18 protein-coding genes are annotated in these 19,695 nt (G+C 67.1%); 5 read left to right on the forward strand and 13 right to left on the reverse strand.

Annotated elements, in window-relative coordinates; genetic code table 11:
• The 7 genes from G3N64_RS08725 to G3N64_RS08755 all read right to left on the reverse strand — a co-directional run.
• Nucleotides 1-625, reverse strand: a 625-nt coding sequence (locus G3N64_RS08725) for a CheR family methyltransferase (protein ID WP_277399099.1), incomplete at its 3' end; no start/stop codon positions are given.
• Nucleotides 622-1,134 carry a chemotaxis protein CheW gene (locus G3N64_RS08730; protein WP_205783471.1) on the reverse strand — a complete coding sequence of 171 codons (513 nt, stop codon included), beginning with the start codon at nucleotides 1,132-1,134 and terminating at the stop codon, nucleotides 622-624. The genes G3N64_RS08725 and G3N64_RS08730, both read right to left, overlap by 4 nt.
• On the reverse strand, nucleotides 1,131-2,807 hold the full coding sequence (locus G3N64_RS08735; RefSeq protein ID WP_205783472.1) for a methyl-accepting chemotaxis protein: 1,677 nt from the start codon (nucleotides 2,805-2,807) through the stop codon (nucleotides 1,131-1,133). Before G3N64_RS08735 ends, G3N64_RS08730 begins: the two co-directional genes overlap by 4 nt.
• 123 nt (nucleotides 2,808-2,930) lie before the next feature.
• Complete coding sequence (locus tag G3N64_RS08740) at nucleotides 2,931-4,064, reverse strand: hybrid sensor histidine kinase/response regulator (RefSeq protein WP_205783473.1); 1,134 nt, start codon at nucleotides 4,062-4,064, stop codon at nucleotides 2,931-2,933.
• Nucleotides 4,065-4,547: 483 nt separating this feature from the next.
• Complete coding sequence (locus G3N64_RS08745) at nucleotides 4,548-6,131, reverse strand: Na+/H+ antiporter (RefSeq protein WP_205783474.1); 1,584 nt, start codon at nucleotides 6,129-6,131, stop codon at nucleotides 4,548-4,550.
• A 242-nt stretch (nucleotides 6,132-6,373) separates the two neighbouring features.
• Nucleotides 6,374-7,807 (reverse strand): aldehyde dehydrogenase family protein, encoded by a 1,434-nt coding sequence (locus G3N64_RS08750; RefSeq protein ID WP_205783475.1) that lies wholly within the window; start codon nucleotides 7,805-7,807, stop codon nucleotides 6,374-6,376.
• A gap of 29 nt (nucleotides 7,808-7,836) precedes the next feature.
• Nucleotides 7,837-9,477, reverse strand: a complete 1,641-nt coding sequence (locus G3N64_RS08755; RefSeq protein WP_205783476.1) for an acetolactate synthase large subunit — start codon at nucleotides 9,475-9,477, stop codon at nucleotides 7,837-7,839.
• A gap of 351 nt (nucleotides 9,478-9,828) precedes the next feature.
• Here G3N64_RS08755 and G3N64_RS08760 point away from each other — a divergent pair, with 351 nt between their 5' ends.
• Both G3N64_RS08760 and G3N64_RS08765 read left to right on the forward strand, forming a co-directional pair.
• Complete coding sequence (locus G3N64_RS08760; RefSeq protein ID WP_346778808.1) at nucleotides 9,829-10,146, forward strand: type II toxin-antitoxin system RelE/ParE family toxin; 318 nt, start codon at nucleotides 9,829-9,831, stop codon at nucleotides 10,144-10,146.
• Nucleotides 10,147-10,149: 3 nt separating this feature from the next.
• Entirely contained in the window at nucleotides 10,150-10,449 is a 300-nt protein-coding gene (locus tag G3N64_RS08765; RefSeq protein ID WP_039344756.1) for an addiction module antidote protein, read from the forward strand.
• Nucleotides 10,450-10,488: 39 nt separating this feature from the next.
• Here the strand turns inward: G3N64_RS08765 and G3N64_RS08770 are convergent, their stop codons facing one another.
• The 5 genes from G3N64_RS08770 to andAc form a co-directional block, all read right to left on the reverse strand.
• The gene (locus G3N64_RS08770) at nucleotides 10,489-11,775 is read right to left on the reverse strand and encodes a DUF445 domain-containing protein (protein WP_205783478.1); all 1,287 of its coding nucleotides are present in this window, start codon (nucleotides 11,773-11,775) and stop codon (nucleotides 10,489-10,491) included.
• A 170-nt stretch (nucleotides 11,776-11,945) separates the two neighbouring features.
• Nucleotides 11,946-13,166 (reverse strand): anthranilate 1,2-dioxygenase system ferredoxin--NAD(+) reductase, encoded by a 1,221-nt coding sequence (andAa, locus tag G3N64_RS08775; RefSeq protein WP_205783479.1) that lies wholly within the window; start codon nucleotides 13,164-13,166, stop codon nucleotides 11,946-11,948.
• The gene (gene andAb, locus G3N64_RS08780; protein ID WP_006479527.1) at nucleotides 13,156-13,482 is read right to left on the reverse strand and encodes an anthranilate 1,2-dioxygenase ferredoxin subunit AndAb; all 327 of its coding nucleotides are present in this window, start codon (nucleotides 13,480-13,482) and stop codon (nucleotides 13,156-13,158) included. The genes andAa and andAb overlap by 11 nt, the downstream gene beginning before the upstream one ends.
• A gap of 20 nt (nucleotides 13,483-13,502) precedes the next feature.
• Nucleotides 13,503-13,991 carry an anthranilate 1,2-dioxygenase small subunit AndAd gene (gene andAd / locus G3N64_RS08785; RefSeq protein WP_205783480.1) on the reverse strand — a complete coding sequence of 163 codons (489 nt, stop codon included), beginning with the start codon at nucleotides 13,989-13,991 and terminating at the stop codon, nucleotides 13,503-13,505.
• Nucleotides 13,992-14,005: 14 nt separating this feature from the next.
• Nucleotides 14,006-15,277: an anthranilate 1,2-dioxygenase large subunit AndAc gene (andAc, locus tag G3N64_RS08790; RefSeq protein WP_205783481.1), complete on the reverse strand. Its 1,272-nt coding sequence runs from the start codon at nucleotides 15,275-15,277 to the stop codon at nucleotides 14,006-14,008.
• A gap of 213 nt (nucleotides 15,278-15,490) precedes the next feature.
• On the opposite strand from andAc, the gene andR reads away from it, so the two are divergent.
• A complete protein-coding gene (gene andR, locus G3N64_RS08795; RefSeq protein WP_205783482.1) occupies nucleotides 15,491-16,450 on the forward strand; it encodes an anthranilate 1,2-dioxygenase regulatory protein AndR in 960 nt (319 codons plus the stop codon).
• A gap of 160 nt (nucleotides 16,451-16,610) precedes the next feature.
• On the opposite strand, the gene G3N64_RS08800 is transcribed toward andR, so the two are convergent.
• Complete coding sequence (locus G3N64_RS08800) at nucleotides 16,611-17,501, reverse strand: LysR family transcriptional regulator (RefSeq protein WP_205783483.1); 891 nt, start codon at nucleotides 17,499-17,501, stop codon at nucleotides 16,611-16,613.
• A gap of 91 nt (nucleotides 17,502-17,592) precedes the next feature.
• Here G3N64_RS08800 and G3N64_RS08805 point away from each other — a divergent pair, with 91 nt between their 5' ends.
• Together G3N64_RS08805 and catA are read left to right on the forward strand one after the other, a co-directional pair.
• Entirely contained in the window at nucleotides 17,593-18,726 is a 1,134-nt protein-coding gene (locus G3N64_RS08805; protein WP_205783484.1) for a muconate/chloromuconate family cycloisomerase, read from the forward strand.
• A gap of 31 nt (nucleotides 18,727-18,757) precedes the next feature.
• Nucleotides 18,758-19,660 (forward strand): catechol 1,2-dioxygenase, encoded by a 903-nt coding sequence (gene catA / locus G3N64_RS08810; RefSeq protein ID WP_205783485.1) that lies wholly within the window; start codon nucleotides 18,758-18,760, stop codon nucleotides 19,658-19,660.
• Nucleotides 19,661-19,695 lie beyond the last annotated feature (35 nt).

Below are 19,695 nucleotides of genomic sequence, written 5' to 3' on the forward strand. Positions count from 1 at the left end.
CGGCCGGTTCGACGAGGTTTGCCTGACTGAACTGCACGCATGCGCGCACGCGCTCGTCGAGCAGCCAGCCGGCGCGCGTCGGCGTGAAGTGCCGCACGCGAAACTCCGTCGCGGTGCCGCGGAACGCATTGCGCCCGTAGCAGCCGAGCCGCGCCTGCTCGATCGCGCGCACGCTGAGGTCGATCGCGTCGATCGTGAAGCTGGCCGGGTCGAGCCCCGCGTCGAGCAGCGCCATCGCCGCCGAATACGGCTCCTCGCCCGTCGAGCACGGCGCGCTCAGCACGCGGATCACGCGGCCGGGCAGCGCGGCGAGCCGCTCGGCCGCGAGCCGCGCGAGCGTCGCGAAGGCCTCGCGGTCGCGGAAGAACCAGGTCTCGGGCACGACGAACAGCTCGATGAGCGCACGCCGCTCGTCGGCCGACGCGTTGAGCTGCTGCCAGTAGGCGTCGAGCGCATCCTGCGTCACGGGCGGCCGCGCCGCCGACAGCAGGCGCTCGCCGTCCGCTTGCAGCGCGTGCACGCGTTCCGTCAGCGCACGGGTCATGAAATCGTTGCCGAGCGAATCGGGGTCGATGCCGGTCTCCCGCAGCAGCCAGCCGCGAAATCGCGATTCGGACTCTTTCATGCGGACTCTCCCCCGTGGCCCGGCGGGCCGTCGAACAGATACAGGCGCGCCACGTCGTCGACCAGGTCGCACACCGATACCTGCTGCACGACGCCATCGGGCGTGTTCGCGACGGGCCCGAGCCAGCGCGTGCGCGCGGTCGAGATGCCGCTCGACCGGAACGCCGCGCGGTCGATCCGCATCGTCTGCGTCGCACGCTCGACGATCAGCCCGATCGTGCGCCCGCCGCCGGCCGCGTCCGCACGGTGGCGGACCAGCACGAGCCGCGTCGAGCGCAACGCACGCGCGCGGCGCCCGAGCGCCAGCATCGACACGTCGATCACCGGCACCGGCTGGCTCCCGCGCATCAGCAGCCCGGCGATCCATTCCGGCGCGCCGGGCACGGCCTTCGTGACCGCGAGCGGCAGCACCTGCTCGATGCCGGCCGCGTCGAGCGCATAGCGTTCGCCGTCGAGCTCGAACATCAGGAACAGCGCCTGGGCACCGTTCTGCGCGTCGGCGCGCGTCACGCGTCGACCTTGAAGCGCGACACGCTGGTGCGCAACTGGTTCGCGACGAGCGTCAGGTCGTCGATTGCCTGCGACGACTGGCGCAGCGACTCGGCCGTCTGCTGCGCGGCCTCCGACAGCTGCGACAGCGCCTGCGTGATCTGCTCGGCGCCGTTCGCCTGTGTCTGCATCCCCTCGTTGACCATCTGGAAGCGCGGCGCAAGCGTCTGCACCTCGGCGATGATCTGCGACAGCTGCCCGCCGACCTGCTGCACGTCGAGCATGCCGCGGCGCACTTCCTCGGAGAACTTGTCCATCCCCATCACGCCCGCCGACACCGCCGACTGGATTTCCTTCACCGTCTGTTCGATGTCGTAGGTCGCGACCGCCGTCTGGTCGGCCAGGCGGCGGATCTCGGTCGCGACGACCGCGAAGCCGCGGCCGTACTCGCCGGCCTTCTCGGCCTCGATCGCCGCGTTCAGCGACAGCAGGTTGGTCTGGTCGGCCACCTTGGTGATCGTCGCGACCACCTGGTTGATGTTCAGTGCCTTCTCGTTGAGGATCGCGAGCTTCGCGTTCACCGAACCGGCCGCGTCCATCACGCTGCGCATCGTCTCGCCCATCCGCGTGAGCCCGCTCTGGCTCACGCCTGCCAGCGTCGCCGATTGCTCGGCCACGCCGGCCACTTCGTTCATCGTGCGCAGTAGGTCGCGCGACGTCGCGAAGATCTCGCGCGAGGTGGCGCCGATCTCGGTCGTCGTCGCGGCGGTTTCGTTCGCGGTCGCCTGCTGTTCGCGCGACGTCGCCGCGATCTCTGCCACCGACGTCGTCACCTGCAGCGACGACTGCTGGGCGCGCGCGACGAGTTCCGTCAGCTCGTCGGCCATCCGGTTGAAGCCCGTCTCGAGCGTGCCGAATTCGTCGCGACGGCGCAGATCGAGACGGCGCGTCAGGTTGCCGGTGCGCATCACGTCGTGCACCTCGACGAGCCGCGCCATCGGTACGGTCACCGAACGGTACAGCATGTAGCCGAGACCGAGCGCGGTCAGCAGCACGAACGCCAGGGCGGTCGCGAGCACCACCTCGGTGTCCTGCACGGATTCGCGGATCAGCTTTGCGGACTGCTCGGCGAACTTGCGGTTTTCCTGGACCAGCACGTTCGCGTTGCGCACGACCTCGATCCACGCGGGCACCGTCTTCGCGTATGCGGCGACGGCTTCCTCGTGCGACCCCCGGCGCTTCTGTACGGCTTCGTTCAGCAACGGCGCGTAGTGGTCGTACGCGCCGCGGAACGCCGCGAAGCGTTGCCGGTCGTCGTCGCGGAACGTCGTGTTCTGGTAGTCGATCGACAGCGACTCGATCTCCTTCAGCGCGTCGGAGATCTTCGCGAGATTGCGCTGCGCGGCTTCGGGCTCGGTATCGACGAAGGTCGCCTGCTGCAGCAGCATGAACGATTCGTTCACCGAACCGCGCAGCGACGACGCGAGGTAGACGCCGGGCAGCGAGTCGCGCTCGATGCTCACGGCTTCGCTGTTGATCGCGCGCAGTCGCTCGTAGGACACGCCGGCTGTCACCAGCATCAGCACGAACAGCACGCCGAAGCTGAGCAGGATGCGATTGCCGAGCGTCAGCCGGGCAGCGCCGATCGTCGGATGCAGGCTTTCATTGGTCGCGCGGGGTGTCACGGTGGCCATGTTCGTTATGGGCTTTCTAAAATCAGCGTTGAAAAAATCCGCGCCCGCCTGCGCGCCGGACGGCGCGCCACGAACGCATCGGGGTCTGCGGGCAGCGCGGCGCCGGCAGGCCGCGCCGCGACATCACCGCTCCGCTTGCGCCGGCAGCCGAAGCGCGACCATGAAGCCGCGCGCCGTATTGCGCATCAGGATCTGGCCGCGATGCCGCGCCGCCGTCGCGCGGACGAACGCGAGCCCGAGGCCGAAGCCGCCACGCGCCGCGCCATGTGCAGACTCGAGCTGCACGAACGACTCGGTCGCGGCCGTGCGCTGATCCGGCGCGATCCCCGCGCCGGTATCCTCGACGCCGATCAGCCATGCACCGTCCTCGCTGCCCAGCGTGCAGTGCACGTCCGTGCCGGCCGGGCCGTACTTCAGCCCGTTGTCGATCAGGTTCGCGACCGCGCGCGTCAGCATCATGCGGTCGCCCATCGTCACGCACTCGGTATCGGGCACGTGCGCGGCGACCCGGCTGCCGAACCCGGCCGCCTTCTCCCACAGCTGGTCGACGGCGTCGAGCACGATTTCGTTGAGACTCACGACCTCGTGCGCGCGGCGCTCGGACTGCGCGCGGGTCAGGTGGATGAAGCCGTCGGCAAGCGCGAGGGCGCGCCGCGCATGGCCGGCAATGCGCTCCATGATCGCCGGCATCTCGCCGTGTTCGGCCCGGTAGACATCGAGCAGCGCGAGGATCGACGTCTGCGGCGAACGCATGTCGTGCGACAGGAAATCGAGCGCCTCGTCGCGCTGCCGGGACATCAGGTACGAATTCGAGTGATAGCGGATCCGGGCGGCCAGCTCCATCGCGTCGGGGAGCTTCACCAGATAATCGTTCGCGCCGGCGATGAACGCCTCGCGCTTGACGATCGGCTCCTCCTTCGCGGACAGCACGATGATCGGCACGCGAGCGGTGCCGGCGTCCGCGCGCCACGCACGGACGAGATCGAGGCCGTCGATCTCCGGCATCACGAGATCCTGCAGGATGACCGTCGGCTTCACGTCGCGCGCGACCGCCATCGCCCGGTGCGCGTCCGTGCACACGTGCAGGTCGATGTCGTGTTCGCTGCGCAGCGCGCGGCGGATCACCTCGCCGACGAACGGCTGGTCGTCGACCAGGAGGACCGACAACCCCGATTCGAGGTAATCCGAGGCATTATCACTGCTCGATTCTTTCATAAATACAGTTTCAAACGCCGAATCTCCAATCGATTCTTTCATAGGAGTTGTTTATCCGACTTGGACGCTATCTTATATTGGCAGTTGAAAAACCCGCCTGATTCCGCCGATTTGGCCTGTCGGCACCGCCTTGCGGGGCTTCGGACGCCGCTTGTTTCCCCGTTGGCGGCCGCATTACCTCCGCATCCTTTCTCTCAATAAACATAACCGGCTGATTCTAAATGAAATTAGAACACAGCATCTATCTCGTTCCGGTTTAGTTTTGCCAAATATGCAGAAAGAGACGGAAACAGTTAAATCAGATCATTTCCGGATTCGAAAGACGATAACGTTTGCGAGACCGGTGCCATAAGGTTTGCATGCGCTGCAAGGCTGGTTGTCCGTCGCATTTGGGGCCGGATGAAAATCCGCCGAATCGGCGGGTGAACGGAAGAAAAAACGCGCGCCGGGCAACGATCGGCCCATGCGCGCTTCGGGCCGGCTGGCGCCGGCCGCTTGATGGCGGTGTGAAGAAGGTGTGCGGCCTTACCCGCGCGCGTGCTGTGCGGACACTTCCTGCAGGTCGAGGTCGCGTTCGAGCGCATGCAGCATTTCGTCGTGGATGCGGCCCGAACGGTGCAGGCGCAACAATTCCGTGCGCCCGGCCTTGATCGCGGCCAGCACGACGTCGTAGTGCGCGGCCCGCACTTCCGCCGGATACGTGGGCGCGTTCTTCGTCCGCTCGGTCAGTTCCGCGCGATACGTGTACTGCTCGAGCAGGCGCGGATGGATCACGACACCGTTCTCGTCGCGCACGAGCGGCTGGATCGCCGCGAGTTGCGCAGCCTCGACGTACGCCCACGTCTGCGGCTCGGACAGGTGATGCGCCGCACGTTCTTCGCGCTGCGGCAGGCGCAGCAGCCGGATCAGCGGCCCGATCGTCGTGCCCTGCAGCAGCACGGTGACGAGGATCACCGCGAACGACGCGACCAGGATCACGTCGCGCCCGGGCATCGCCTCGGGCAGCGACAGCGCGATCGCCAGCGTGACGACGCCGCGCATCCCGGCCCAGCTCATGATCGTCGCGGCCTTCCAGTCCGGTGCCTCACCGCGCCGCGCGATCCCGCGCACCGGCCACTTCAGCGCCTCGACCGCGTAGATCCACACGAAGCGCGACACGATCACCGCCGCCAGCACCGCGAGCATCGGCGGCACCATCGTGGCGAGCACCTGCTCGAAGCCGCCGAGCCGGTGGATCGCGCCGCGCAGCGACAGCCCGATCAGCACGAACACCATCGCTTCGAGCAGGAACACGATGACCTGCCAGAACGCGGTGCCGCGCGTGCGCACGGCCGCCGAGAATACCTCGTGCTGATGCCAGCCGACGATCATGCCGGCCGTGACGGTCGCAATCACGCCCGACACCTCGACCATTTCCCCTGCGATGTACGCGATCCAGCCGGCGATCACCGCGACGGTGATCACGAGATAGTCGTCGTCGAGCTGCTTCAGGAACCACACGACGAGCTTGCCGACCGCGAAGCCGATCGCCACGCCGCCGAGCCCGAGCTCCGCGAAGCGCACGACCGCGTGCTCGAGGCTGAACGCGCCGGTGAGCGCGGCCGCGACCGCGAAACGGAACAGCACGAGGCCGGCCGCGTCGTTCAGCAGGCTCTCGCCTTCGAGCAGCACCATCAGCCGGCGCGGCAGCGCGACGCGTTCGAGCACGGCCTTTGCGGCAACGGCGTCGGGCGGCGACACGATCGCGCCGAGCGCGAAGCACGCGGCCCACGGCAGCGACGGCGCCACCCAGTGCACGGCGAAGCCGACCGCGAACGTCGTGAACACGACCGCGCCGATCGCAAGCAGCAGGATGCCGCCGACGTTGCGCTTGAACTCCTCCCACACCGAGAAGTACGCGCCGTCCATCAGCAGCGGCGGCAGGAACACCAGCAGCACCAGGTCGGGATCGAGATTGATCGGCGGCAGGCCGGGGATGAAGGCGATGCCGATGCCGCCGATCAGCAGCGCGGCCGCGGGCGGCAGCCGCAGCCGCTTGGCGATGCATTCGAGTGCGACGATCGCGAGGAACGACAACAAAACCAGCTTGAATGCCGAGACGGGGGACATGAATCGACCTCGTGAAGAATGAATTCGCGCGTTCCGGCGTCGTGCCCCGGTCCGCAGTTTCGCGCGATTACATCACGAGGCGAGGGTCGCAGTCGAGCGTGTTCGGGCGACCCGCCGTGCGAGGCGGTCACGGTGCGGGCCCGGCGCCGGCCCAATGCGCGCGGCACCATGAAAAACGGCACGCGGGCCGGCCCGATCGCCCGCCCGCGTGCCGTCGCGGCATCGCGCCGCCTGCCCGCGCGCTACCGCCGCCGCACGACCATCAACCGCGGCTCGGTCATGTCCTCGATCGCGTAGCGGATCCCTTCGCGGCCGAGGCCCGAATCCTTCACGCCGCCGTACGGCATGTTGTCGACGCGGAACGACGGCACGTCGTTGATCACGACGCCGCCGACCTCCAGCTCGTCCCACGCGCGCTGCGCATGCGTGAGCGAATCGGTGAACACGCCGGCCTGCAGCCCGAAGTCGCTGTCGTTCACGCGCTCGAGCGCATCGTCGAACCGGTCGAACTTCTCGAGGATCGCAACGGGACCGAACGCCTCCTTCCGGTACAGGTCCTGCTCGCGGCCGACGTTTTCCAGCAGCGTCGCCTCGAACATCGCGCCATCGACCTTGCCGCCCGCGACGATCTTCGCGCCTGCCGCGACGGCCGCATCCATCCAGCCCGACAGCCGGCGCGACTCGGATTCGGAGATCATCGGGCCGACGAACGTCGACGGATCCTTCGGGTCGCCCATTTTCAGCGAACGCGTCTTCGCGATCAGCTTCTCGCGCAGCGCGTCGTACAGATCGGCATGCACGAGGATCCGCTGCACGCCGATGCAGCTCTGGCCCGACTGGTAGTACGCGCCGAACGCGAGACGCTCGACCACGTAGTCGAGCCGGTCGCGCTGGTCCGCATCGACGATCGCGGCCGCGTTGCCGCCCAGCTCCAGCACGACCTTCTTCTTGCCGGCCTTCTCCTTCAGCGCCCAGCCCACGGCCGGCGAACCCGTGAACGACAGCAGCTTGAAGCGCTCGTCGGTCGTAAACAGGTCGGCGCCGTCGCGATGTGCGGGCAGCACCGAGAACGCGCCCTTCGGCAGGTCGGTTTCCGCGAGCACCTCGCCGATGATCAGCGCGCCGATCGGCGTGCGGCTCGCGGGCTTCAGCACGAACGGACAGCCGGCCGCGAGCGCAGGCGCGACCTTGTGCGCGGCGAGGTTCAGCGGAAAGTTGAACGGCGAGATGAACGAGCACGGGCCGACCGGCACGCGCTTCGTATAGCCCGTATAGCCCTGCGCACGCGCGGAGATCTCGAGGTTGATGATCTCGCCGTCGATGCGCACGGATTCCTCGGACGCCACGCGGAACGTGTCGATCAGCCGCGTCACCTCGCCCTTCGAATCGTTGATCGGCTTGCCGGCCTCGATGCACAGCGCCTCGGCCAGCTCGTCGAAACGCTCGCGAAAGCGCGCGACGCAATGGTCGAGCACGGCCTGCCGCTTGTAGGCCGGCAGCTCGCGCATCGGCTTCGCGGCGTCGACCGCCGCGCCGATCGCCGCGTCGATCGCCTTCGCGTCGGCCAGCGCGACGCGCGTCGCCACCTTGCCGCTGAACTTGTCCATCACGTCCAGATCGGTGTTCGCGTAGACGGCTTCGTTGGCGAGGTAGTACGGATAGGTTTCCTTCAACATGGAACGACTCCTTCCTGTGAACGGGACATTCAGAGTTGCGCCGACAGGCGCTTGATCTCGCGGTTCAGCACGCGCTCGTTGTCCGAGTAGTCGATCGGCACGTCGATCACGTGCACGCCCGGCGACGAAAAACACTCGCGCAGCAGCGGCTCGAGATCGTCGGCCGATTCGACGCGATGCCCGTGCGCGCCGTAGCTTTGCGCATACGCGACGAAATCGGGGTTCTGCAGCGTCATCGCGAAATCGGGGAAGTTCATGTTCTCCTGCTTCCAGCGGATCATCCCGAACGCGTCGTCGCGCAGGATCATCACGACGAGGTCGAGCTTCAGCCGCACGGCGGTTTCGAGCTCCTGCGAATTCATCATGAAGCCGCCGTCGCCGCACACGGCGATCACCTTGCGCTGCGGATGCACGATCCTGGTCGCGATCGCCGACGGCAGGCCCGCGCCCATCGACGCAAGCGCGTTGTCGAGCAGCAGCGAATTCGGCTCGTGCGCGCGCCAATAGCGCGCGAACCAGATCTTGTACATGCCGTTGTCGAGACAGACGATGCCGTCGACCGGCAGTGCGTTGTACAAATCGTTGACGATCCGCACCGGGTACATCGGGAAGCGCGGATCGTGCTGGCCCTTCTCCAGATGGGCGTCGAAATGCGCCTTGATCATCGCGAAACGCGCGAAATCCCAGTGCGGCTGCGGCGCGAGCGCTTCCTTCATCTGCCACACCGCATTCGCGATGTCGCCGACCACCTCGATCTGCGGGAAGTAGACCGGGTCGACCTGCGCGCCGAGGAAGTTCACGTGGATCACGGTCTTGTCGTCGGTACGCATAAAGAACGGCGGCTTCTCGATCACGTCGTGGCCGACGTTGATGATGCAGTCCGCATGCTCGATCGCGCGGTGCACGAAATCGCCGTCGGACAGCGTCGCGTTGCCGAGCCAAAGCGGGTGCGTCTCGTCGATCACGCCCTTGCCCATCTGCGTCGTGAAGAACGGGATGCCCGTCTTGTCGACGAATTCGAGCAGCATCTTGCAGGTGGTCTTGCGGTTGCCGCCCGCGCCGATCATCAGCAGCGGATGGCACGCGGCCTGGATCGCGTCGACCGCATGCGCGACCGCCTTCTCCTCGGCCACCGGCCGCCGGCTGTAGCTGCGCGGGATCGGCTTGCCGTCGCCCTCCTCGTGCGCGATGTCTTCCGGCAGTTCGAGGTGCGCGGCGCCCGGGCGCTCTTCCTCTGCGCGGCGGAACGCCTCGCGCACGGCCGACGGGATGTTGCCGATCGACACGATCTGCCGCGTGAACTTCGTGAGCGGCTGCATCATGTCGACCACGTCGACGATCTGGAAGTGGCCCTGCTTGCTGGACTTGATCGGCTTCTGCCCGGTGATCATCAGCATCGGCATCCCGCCGAGCTGTGCATACGCGGCGGCCGTCACGAAGTTCGTCGCGCCGGGCCCGAGCGTGGCGATACACACGCCGGTGCGGCCCGTCAGGCGGCCGTAGGTGGCGGCCATGAAGCCGGCCGCCTGCTCGTGCCGGGTCAGCACGAGCTTGATCTTCGATCGCCGCAGCGATTCGAGCAGATCGAGGTTTTCCTCGCCGGGAATGCCGAACACGTACTCGACGCCTTCGGCTTCCAGCGCCTTCACGAACAGATCCGATGCTTTCATGGGGACTCTCGGTTGATGCCGCCTGCCCGGCTTACGGGCGCGCGGCGTTCAGAACGCGCGCCGGCCTACGGCACGCGGACGCTTTACCTACTGGACACAAACCACGGCACTGCCCGCCGCGCAACAGGCGATGCGCAGCGGCGCCTCCGGATACCGGAGGACAAACGGACCCGCCCGCGCGCGGCAGGCGCGCACGGGCGGCAAAGACGTTTTTGATTGTAGACGGATTCGGCAGATCCCGACTTCGGCCGAACGGCCATTTGGAGCACAAACGAAGCGGGCGCCCCTACTGTAGCGGCACCGACATTCAACACACGATACATGTGAACCATGGTTGACATACTGCAATCCATGCCCTACAGTGCGCCTACGTTCAGCATCCGGACCACCGACGTCTTCGACGCCTGGTTTGCCGGCCTGCACGATCGCGTCGCGAAGCGCCGCATCCAGGCACGCATCGACCGCCTGTCGATGGGCAATCCGGGCGACTGGAAGTCCGCCGGCTCACCGGTCGTCGAGATGCGGATCGACCAAGGCCCCGGCTATCGCGTCTACTACGTCCGGCGCGGAACGATCTGGGTCATCCTGCTCTGCGGCGGCGATAAATCGACGCAACAGGCCGACATCCGCGCCGCGCACGCGATGCTCGCGCATCTCGACATGGAGTAACCGATGGACAAGATCAGCACCCGGCCGTGGGATTCGGCCGACCATCTGAAGACCGAAGACGACATGGCCGACTACTTCGAAGCGTGCCTGCAGGAAGCCGGCGACGATCCGGCCTTCATCGCGCACGCGCTCGGCGTGATCGCACGTGCACGCGGCATGTCGCAGGTCGCGCGCGATGCGGGCCTGTCGCGCGAAGGGCTGTACAAGGCGCTGTCGCACGACGGCAACCCGAGCTTCGGCACGATCCTGAAGGTCATCAAGGCGCTCGGCCTGCAACTGCACGGCTCGAAAGCGCACGCGTGATGCACGGGCACGGCCCGCCGCGCGATACCGGTGGCCGTGTCAGTGCAGCCAGCCGGCCGCCCAGCGCGGCACCAGCGACACCAGATACAACCCGAGCCCGATCAGCCCGCCGACCAGCGTGCCGTTGATGCGGATGTATTGCAGATCCTTGCCGATGTTCAGCTCGATCTGCCGCGACATCTCGCGCGCATCCCAGTTGCGCACCGTGTCGCGGATGTGGCGCATCAGGAAATCCGCGAAATCCGGCGCCATCTCGTGCACGGCCTTCTCGACGTGCTCGTTCAGCGACGCGCGCAATGCCGGGCTCTCCGCCAGCCGCGCACCGAGCCAGCCGCCGAGCGTCGCGGCCTGCCGGTGCAGCGTCGAATCGGGGCGCGCGAGATCGGCCTTCAGCCACGCGCGCAACTGATCCCACACGTCGCGTACATACTCGTTGAACGCAGCGCCGTCGCGGATATAGCGCTTGATCTCCTCGCCCTTCTCGATGAACGCGGGATCGTGCTTCAACCGCTCGGTCAACCGCATGACCGTCCGGTCGAAGCGCTGCCGCAGTTCGTGCTCGGGATCGGCCGCCACGCCTTCCAATACGCGGCTCACCGCGCTCGCGAGCATCCGCGCGCCGTTTTCGCCGAACCACTGCGTCGGCATGATCTTCTCGACCTTCGGGTACTGCGTCTTCAGCCATTCGACGATGAAGCCCGCGATCACCTCGCGGTTCTCCTCCTTGTCGAGCACATCGACCACCTGTTCGATCGCGTCGTCGAGCAGCGCCTGGTGGCGGCCGTCCTTCGTCAGCGTGTCGAGGATCGCGCCGGCCGATTGCGACAGGTCGACGCGGTCGATCACCGCGCGAAACGCGTCGTGGACGAACGACTGGATCCGCGCGTCGTCGGTCATGTCGAGCGCGAAACTCATCAGCTTCGTCACATAGCCGCCGAGCGCATCGGTATTCGCCGGCTCGCCGAGCCACGCGCCGAGTTTCTGCGCGGGATCGTGCTGGCGGATCTGCGCGGCGAGCGCGTCGGGGCCGAGGAACTTCTCGCGCACGAACACCGCGAGGTTGTCGGCGATCTTGTCCTTGTTCTTCGGAATGATTTCGGTATGGCGCGACACGAACGGGATCGGCACGCGACGGAACAGCGCGACGACCGCGAACCAGTCGGCAAGCGCGCCGACCATTGCGGCTTCGGCTACGGCCTTGACGCCGTCGACCCACGGGCCGCGCGGCAGCAGGATCGTCGTGACGAACACCGCGACGGCGGCCAGCAGCAGCCACAGCGCGCGGCGCTTGCTGCGTTTCAGTTCGAGGGCTTTGTCTGGCGTCATGGGCAACCGGTCGGGCGAACGATGCCGCTAATATGCACCGGTTGCGGGGCCGCCGACAAACATTGCGACGCGCGACGCGCGAGCCGCGACCCACCGGCGCGGACCGGCGGATCGCGCATGGCGCCGGCCGGCATCGTCACCGCATGCCGGGCCGGACGACCGTACGCCTGCTACATGAACGTCTTCAGGTTCACTGCCGGATCGGCGAGCCTCACCGGATCGGGCACCGCCCCCGCCGCGATCAGCCGGCGCGATGCGCCGATGTCGCGCCCCAGGTTCGCCGCGGCCACCGCGACGATCCTGCCGCCGTCGCCCAGCCCGAACACCGTGAACGGCCCGTTCGCCGGATCGCCGCGCACGACGATCGTGCGCTCGCTGCCGAACAGCCCGAGCATCTGCAGGTTGCAGTCGTACTGATCGGACCACAGCCAAGGCAGCTCCGCATAGGTCTCGTCGGCACCGAGCAGGTTCGCGGCCGCGACCGCCGGCTGGTTTTCGGCCACCTGCCACGATTCGATCCGCACGTGACGCCCGAGCAGCGGATTGAAGTGCATCGTCACCTCGCCCGCCGCGAAGATCGCGGGATCGACCGTGCGGCAGCCCGCGTCGACACGTATTCCGTTGTCGACATCGAGCCCGGCCGACTGCGCAACCTCGACGTTGGGAACGACGCCGATGCCGACCACGACGATGTCAGCCGGCACGCCGCCACGATCGGTCTCGACGATCGCGCCGCCGCCCGGTGCGCGACGAATCGCGCGCGGCAGTGTCTCCATCCGGAAGACCACTCCACGCACGTCGTGCAACTGACGCGCATACGTGCCGACCACTTCCGGCAACGCACGCTGCAGCAAGCGCGGCGCCGGATCGATCACCGTCACGTCGCAGTCGAGCTGGCGCGCCGCCGCCGCGACCTCGAGGCCGATGAAGCCGCCGCCGAGCACCGCCACGCGGCGGCCCGGCGCAAGCTGCGCACGCAAAGCACGCGCATCGTCGACCGTGCGGACGTAATGCGGCCTGACGCCTTCGTCGATCGCGCCACCAAACGCGCGCACCCGCGAGCCCGTCGCGAGCACGAGCCGCGCATATGGCAGCGTCGTGCCGTCGTCGAGCCGTACGCGCAGCGCATCGCGCTCGATCGCGTCGACACGCGTGCCGAGCCGCAGCTCGATGCGCTGCGTGTCGTACCACGCGGCATCGCGCACGAACGCACGCTGCTCGCCGCCGTCCGTCAACAGCGCATCCTTCGACAGCGCGGGCCGGTCGTACGGCAGCTCGCGTTCCGCGCCGATCATCACGATGCGCGCCGCGGCGTCGCGCTCGCGCAGCGCTTCGGCCGTGCGCCGCGCCGCGTGGCCGGCGCCGACGATCACGAACGGATCAGCCGACATTGACTTCCACCTGCCCGTCGACGATCCGGATCGGATAGGTTCGCACCGGCTCCGTGATCGGCGCGCATTTCGGCGCGCCGGTGCGAATGTCGATCAGCCCCTGGTGCAGCGGGCATTCGACGCAGCCGTCTTCCACATAGCCCTCCGACAGTCGCGCATGGCCGTGCGTGCAGAGGTCATGCATCGCGAACAGTTCGTCGCCGATCCGGAACACGGCGATCGGCTTCTGGCCGGCGACGCGCGCCGCCGGTTCGTCTTCGGAGAATTCGTCGAAAGCGCCGAGCGGATGCCACTCGGCGAGCGTTGCTTCGGTCATGTCTGTTCCTTGCTTCCGTATCAGATCGGGGTGGCGAGCAGCGTCTGCACGCGCGACGTGTCGTAGATCACCCGCTTGGTCTTGTAGCGCAGCCCGTCCGGCGTGCGCACGACCGTGTCGTAGTACTTGCCGGCCTGGTACACGTTCGACTCGCCGTTGCTGCGCGTCTGCACGACGACGTAGTTGCTCTCGGTGTCGATCTCGCCGTCGCGTTCGGCGACGATCGTCAGCCCCGACGTCATGTGCCGGTACGTATGCTCTTCGAAGATGTTCGCGTGCCGCAGCGACACCACGCGGTCGCGCAGCATCCGCTGGTTCGTGCAGTGGACGATCCCGACCGGCAGCCCGAGGTCGGCGTTCTCCTTCGGTACGATTTCGTACGTGCAGTCTTCGGTAAACATCGTCGGCCACGCTTCGAGCCGGTCGTTGTCGAGGTGTCCGATATAGCGGTTCTGGAGCATGTAAATCTCGAACCACGTCTTCATGTCTTCCGTCAGGTTTTCCATCATTGCGCGCTCCCGCTTCAATAGCCCATCAGCTTCTGGTAGCCGACCCAGAACTTGCGGATCAGGCTTTCGGTGATCACCGTGTCCTGCTGGTCCGGATTGCCGCGCGACATCTCGATCACCGACGTCGCGTCGCCGTCGCGCACCGTGCCGCGCTGCACGAGCTCGGTCGCCTCCGTGTCCTCCATCGAGATATAGCCCGCGGGCCCGACGAGGTTCGCCTGCTTGATGCGCAGCGCGCGCAGCTCGGGCGTATCGTCCGCGTAGCCGAAGAAGTGGAAGATCAGCTCGAAGTTGTCGGGGCCTTTCGGCAGGATCTGGCGCGCGACCAGCGTGTTGTGGATCTGCTGGATCACGAGCTGCGGGAAGATCGGCTGGATATGGTTCGTGCAGTCCTCGTCGTATTCCGACACGAGATCGAGGATCGATTCGTCTTCCAGATGAAAGCCTTCGTCGAACGAGCGAATGTTCTGCTGCTTGTAGGCGGCCGACGTGTCGTCGCCGGTCTTCGTCACCGTGATGATGCTGTGCAGCCCGTGGTTCGCATCCGGAATCGAGCGCGCCTTCATCCCGACGCGGAAGATGTTGAAGGTCGTATGGAACAGGTGCAGCATGCTCGCGTGATACGGGTCCTTCACGTTCTCCATGTACAGCTTCCAGTTCGACTTCGAATACTGGCGCGTACAGCCGAGATACTCGATCGGCTTGTGGAAGATCCGGTCGATCCACGGGCGCATCTGCTCGCCGAGATAGTCGGGCAGCGGCGCCACCTCGTCGCTGAACGTCGCGAACACGAGCCCGCGATAGCTGTCGACGCGCAGCTTGCGCAGCCCGTGCTGCTTCGGATCGAAGTCGGCCGGCATCCCGGACATCCCCTTCTGGCCGCGCCGGAACGGCACGCCGAGCAGGTTGCCCGAATTGTCGAAGCTCCACTGGTGATAGACGCACGTGTGCGAGCTCGCGTTGCCGCGCGACTTGCGGCACACCTGTGCGCCGCGGTGCGCGCAGCGGTTCACCCAGGCGGAAAGCGTGCCGTCCTCGGTACGCGTGACGACCACCGGCGTATCGCCGACGAACGTGCTCTTGAAGTCGCCGGCGTTCGGGATTTCCGCCTCCAGCGCGACGAAGTTCCACGTCGGGCCGCGGAAGATGCGTTCCTGCTCGCGATCGTAGACCGCGCGCGAGCTGAACACCTTGTACGGCACGCGCGAGCCGTCTTCGTGCGGAAAGGTCACGTCGGACGCGTCGTTGCGCGCGGCGAAAACGACGGGCGATTCTGTCTGCTCCATGTCGGACTCCTTGTCGATCCGTTGCGTTGAATGCATGGAGCCGATTTTTGAAAAGCTAATATTCGGCGTCTATCCGGAAAGTGCGATTGCGGCGGCGCAATATCCACTTTCGGCGGATTTCTGCGCTAGCATGACGGCACACACGACCCGGCGCACGATCGCGACCCAATGATCGGATCGATGCGCAGGCCGTCTACACCAAGGCTGATGCCCATGTCCCCAACGTCGTTCGAGCCGTTCGCGCTGCGCGCGCACCGGCTGTTCGAATCCCGCGATCTCGACGAGACGCGCGAGCGGATCTCGCGCGTGATGCAGCCGCATGCGCTGCTGCCGAACGGCCGCACGCGTGGTGCGTCGCACATGGATTTCGTCCGGCTCGGCGGGCTCGGGATCGGCACGATCGCATTCGGCGATGCGATGCGCGTGCAGGTCGACGCGGTCGACGGCTATTACCTGCTGATGTTCTGCCTGTCCGGCCAGGCCGAGGTGCGCGCGATGGGGCGGCAGCTCGGCGTCGACGGCCAGACCGGCGTGCTGTGCGCGCCCGGGGAGCGCTTCGACGCGATGCTGTCGGCCGATTGCGAGCAGTTCGTGCTGCGCATCGATGCGGCGACCGTCGGCTCGCTGACGGGCGACCCGCGTGCGACGCTCGATCCCGTGCTGCATGTCAGCGACGCCGCGCTCGCCGCGTGGCGCCAGCAGCTGATGCTCGTCGCACGTTCGCCCGAACTGCTCGAACGTGCGAACGCGAACCCGCGCGTCGCATCCCAGCTCGAGCACCTGCTGATCGACCTGCTGATCGAAGGCCACCCGCCATCCGTGCTGCAGCCGTCGCACCGCGACCCGGCGCCGGGCTTCGTGCGGCGCGCGCAGGAGTTCGTGAACGCGCACTACGCGCAGCCGCTGCAGCTCGCCGATATCGTCCAGGCCGCCAACGTGCCGGAACGGACGCTGCGCGACGCGTTCCTGCAGTTCCGCGGGATGAGCCCGATGCAGTACCTGCGCGCGACGCGGCTCGACCATGCGCGCGAGCTGCTGCGCGGCGCGGCGTCCGACCGGCGGATCGCCGATATGGCACTCGATTGCGGGTTTACGCACCTCGGCCGGTTCGCGATCGCGTATCGGGAGAAGTTTGGCGAATCGCCGTCGGAAACGCTCGACGGGAAGCGCTAACGCCGCATACGCTCGCGCGGCTGGCGGCTGGCGGCTGGCGGCTTGCCCGGCTGGTCGTGGCTTTGCCCGGATCGGCATGAAGCCGTGCTGCCCTGCCCGCATCTGCCCGCCCTGGCCGAAATAGACCGTTAGTTGCGATTTGAAGACACAATGACGATCGTCACCCCGCCGGCACGATCATCTCCCGCGCAATCGCACAAAACGCAGCCGTGGCAGCGCTTTCGCCGTGCAGCCGGCGGCTCATGATGATCGGCGACGTCGCGGCGGGCTCCGGGAGCCGCCGGTAGACCACCCCCTTCACGCGCACCCCTTCCACGCTTTCCGGCACCAGCGACACGCCCACCTGCGCGGCCACGAGCCCGAGCGCCGTCTGCAACTCGCGCACCTCGTGAACCGCCGCCGGCACCAGCCCGCCGTCGCGCAGCGCGGACAGCTGCTGATCGGCAAAGCTCGGCCGCGGCGTGCTCGGATAGACGATCAGCGTCTCGTTCGCGATATCCGCGAGCGTCAGCGGCCGGGCCGGATCGGCGAGCGGATGCCCGACCGGCAGCGCCGCGATCAGCTTTTCCTCGATCAGCGCCTCGCGCACCAGCTGGTCGTCGTCGAACCGCAGCCGGCCGAACCCCACGTCGATCCGCCCGCCCTTCAGCGCACCGAGCTGTTCGAGCGTGAACATTTCGATCAGCGACAGCTCGACCTCCGGCTGCGCCTCGCGAAACGCGCGGATCACGTCCGGCAGCGCGCCGTACAGCGTCGACGGCACGAAACCGATCACGATCCGCTCCGACAGCTGCGCGAGCCGCCGCGTCAGCGGGCCGAGTTCGTCGGCCTGGTCGACGAGGCGCTTCGCCTGCGCATAGAACACACGCCCCGCATCCGTCAGTTTCAGCGGCCGCGCACCGCGCTCGAACAGCGGCAGCCCGATCTCGTCCTCGATCGCCTGGAGCTGGCGGCTGAGCGGCGGCTGCGTCATGTGCAGCCGCTCGGCCGCCCGCGTGATGTTCATTTCCTCGGCGACGGCGATGAAGTAGCGGAGCTGACGCAATTCCATTTCATGCCTCAAAGGTATGGAAGTAGTCGGAAAGAGTGTTGGACGACGCGGGGCGGGAATTCCTACCATGTGCACCAACAGGAGGAATCGCATGATAGCAACTGCCGCCACCATCGAACGCATCGAGACGCTGCTCGTTGACGTGCCGACGATCCGGCCCCACAAATTGTCGGTCGCCACGATGAATTGCCAGACCCTCGTGCTGGTCCGTATTCGATGCACGGACGGTATTGAAGGCGTCGGCGAGGCGACTACCATCGGCGGTCTCGCATACGGCGAGGAGAGCCCCGAAAGCATCAAAGTCAACGTCGACACCTACTTCGCGCCGCTGCTGCAGGGCATGGACGCGACCCGCCCGGGCGCCGCGATGGCCCGCGCCCGCAAGCTGTTCCAGGGCAACCGTTTCGCGAAATGCGCGATCGAGACCGCGCTGTTCGATGCGCAGGCGCGCCGCCTCGGCGTGCCGCTGTCCGAGCTGTTCGGCGGCCGCCGGACCGATGCTGTGGACGTCGCATGGACGCTTGCGAGCGGCGACACGCAGCGCGACATCGCGGAAGCCGAAGCGATGCTCGACGCGCGCCGCCACCGCGCGTTCAAGCTGAAGATCGGCTCGAACGCCGTGGCCGACGATGTCGCGCACGTGATCGCGATCAAGCGCGCGCTCGGCGAGCGCGGCGACGTGCGCGTCGACGTGAACCAGGCATGGAGTGAAACCGACGCGATCTGGGCCGGCGCACGACTCGCCGAAGCCGGCGTGAGCCTTGTCGAGCAACCGATTGCCGCGACGAACCGTGCGGGGCTGAAACGCCTCACGCAACTCGCGCAGGTGCCGATCATGGCCGACGAGGCGCTGCACGGCCCCGTCGATGCGTTCGCGCTCGCACAGGATCGCGCGGCCGACGTGTTCGCGGTGAAGATCGCGCAGTCGGGCGGCCTGCAGGGTGCGGCGAGCGTCGCGTCGATCGCGGCGGCGGCCGGCATCGAACTGTACGGCGGCACGATGCTCGAGGGCGCGGCCGGCACGATGGCGTCCGCGCAGCTGTTCAGCACGTTCGACTCGCTGAAATGGGGCACCGAGCTGTTCGGCCCGCTGCTGCTCACCGAGGAAATCCTCGTCGAGCCGCTGCGTTACGAGGATTTCAAGCTGCACCTGCCGGCCGCGCCCGGCCTCGGCATCACCTTCGACTGGGCCCGCATCGAACGGATGCGACGCGACGCCCGCTGACCCCACACGACAACCGAAACCGGAGACACAGATGAACAAGCAAGCCATCGACGCCCTGCTGAAGACCTTCGACGACGCCGCGGAAAAGCCCGGCAACCCGCGCGTGCGCGCGATCGTCAACCGGATCGTGAAGGACATCTGCTACACGATCGAGGACTTCGACGTACAGCCGAGCGAATTCTGGACGGCGCTCAACTACCTGAACGAAGCCGGCAAGGAACTCGGCCTGATCGCCGCCGGCCTCGGCCTCGAGCACTTCCTCGACGTGCGGATGGACGAAGCCGAAGCGAAGGCCGGCATCCAGGGCGGCACGCCGCGCACGATCGAAGGGCCGCTGTACGTGGCGGGCGCGCCGGAATCGCTGGGGCATGCACGACTCGACGACGGCACCGATCCGGGCCAGACGCTCATCATGCGCGGCCAGGTGCTCGGCCACGACGGCACGCCGGTCGCGAACGCGCTGGTCGAGGTATGGCACGCGAACCATCTCGGCAACTACTCGTACTTCGATCCCTCGCAGCCCGCGTTCAACCTGCGCCGTTCGATCCGCACCGACGCCGAAGGCCGCTACAGCTTCCGCAGCGTGCTGCCGGTCGGCTACAGCGTGCCGCCGGGCGGCAAGACCGAACAACTGCTCGACCAGCTCGGCCGCCACGGCCATCGTCCGGCGCACATTCACTTCTTCGTTTCGGCGGACGGTTATCGTAAGCTGACGACGCAGATCAACATCGAAGGCGATCCGCATCTGTGGGACGACTTCGCATTCGCGACGCGCGAGGGGCTGATCCCGGCAGTGAAGCAGGCCGAAGGCGCGGAAGGCAAGCCGTATGGCGTCGACGGGCAGTTCGCGCTGATCGACTTCGATTTCTCGCTGCTCGCGGAAAAGCAGGACGTGCCGGGCAGCGAAGTCGAGCGAGCCCGCGCGCAGGCGTGAGCGGCCTTCCCGTTCGACGAATCGACAACGCAAGG

The sequence above is a fragment of the Burkholderia sp. Ac-20344 genome, from assembly GCF_017104975.1.
GTDB lineage: Bacteria > Pseudomonadota > Gammaproteobacteria > Burkholderiales > Burkholderiaceae > Burkholderia.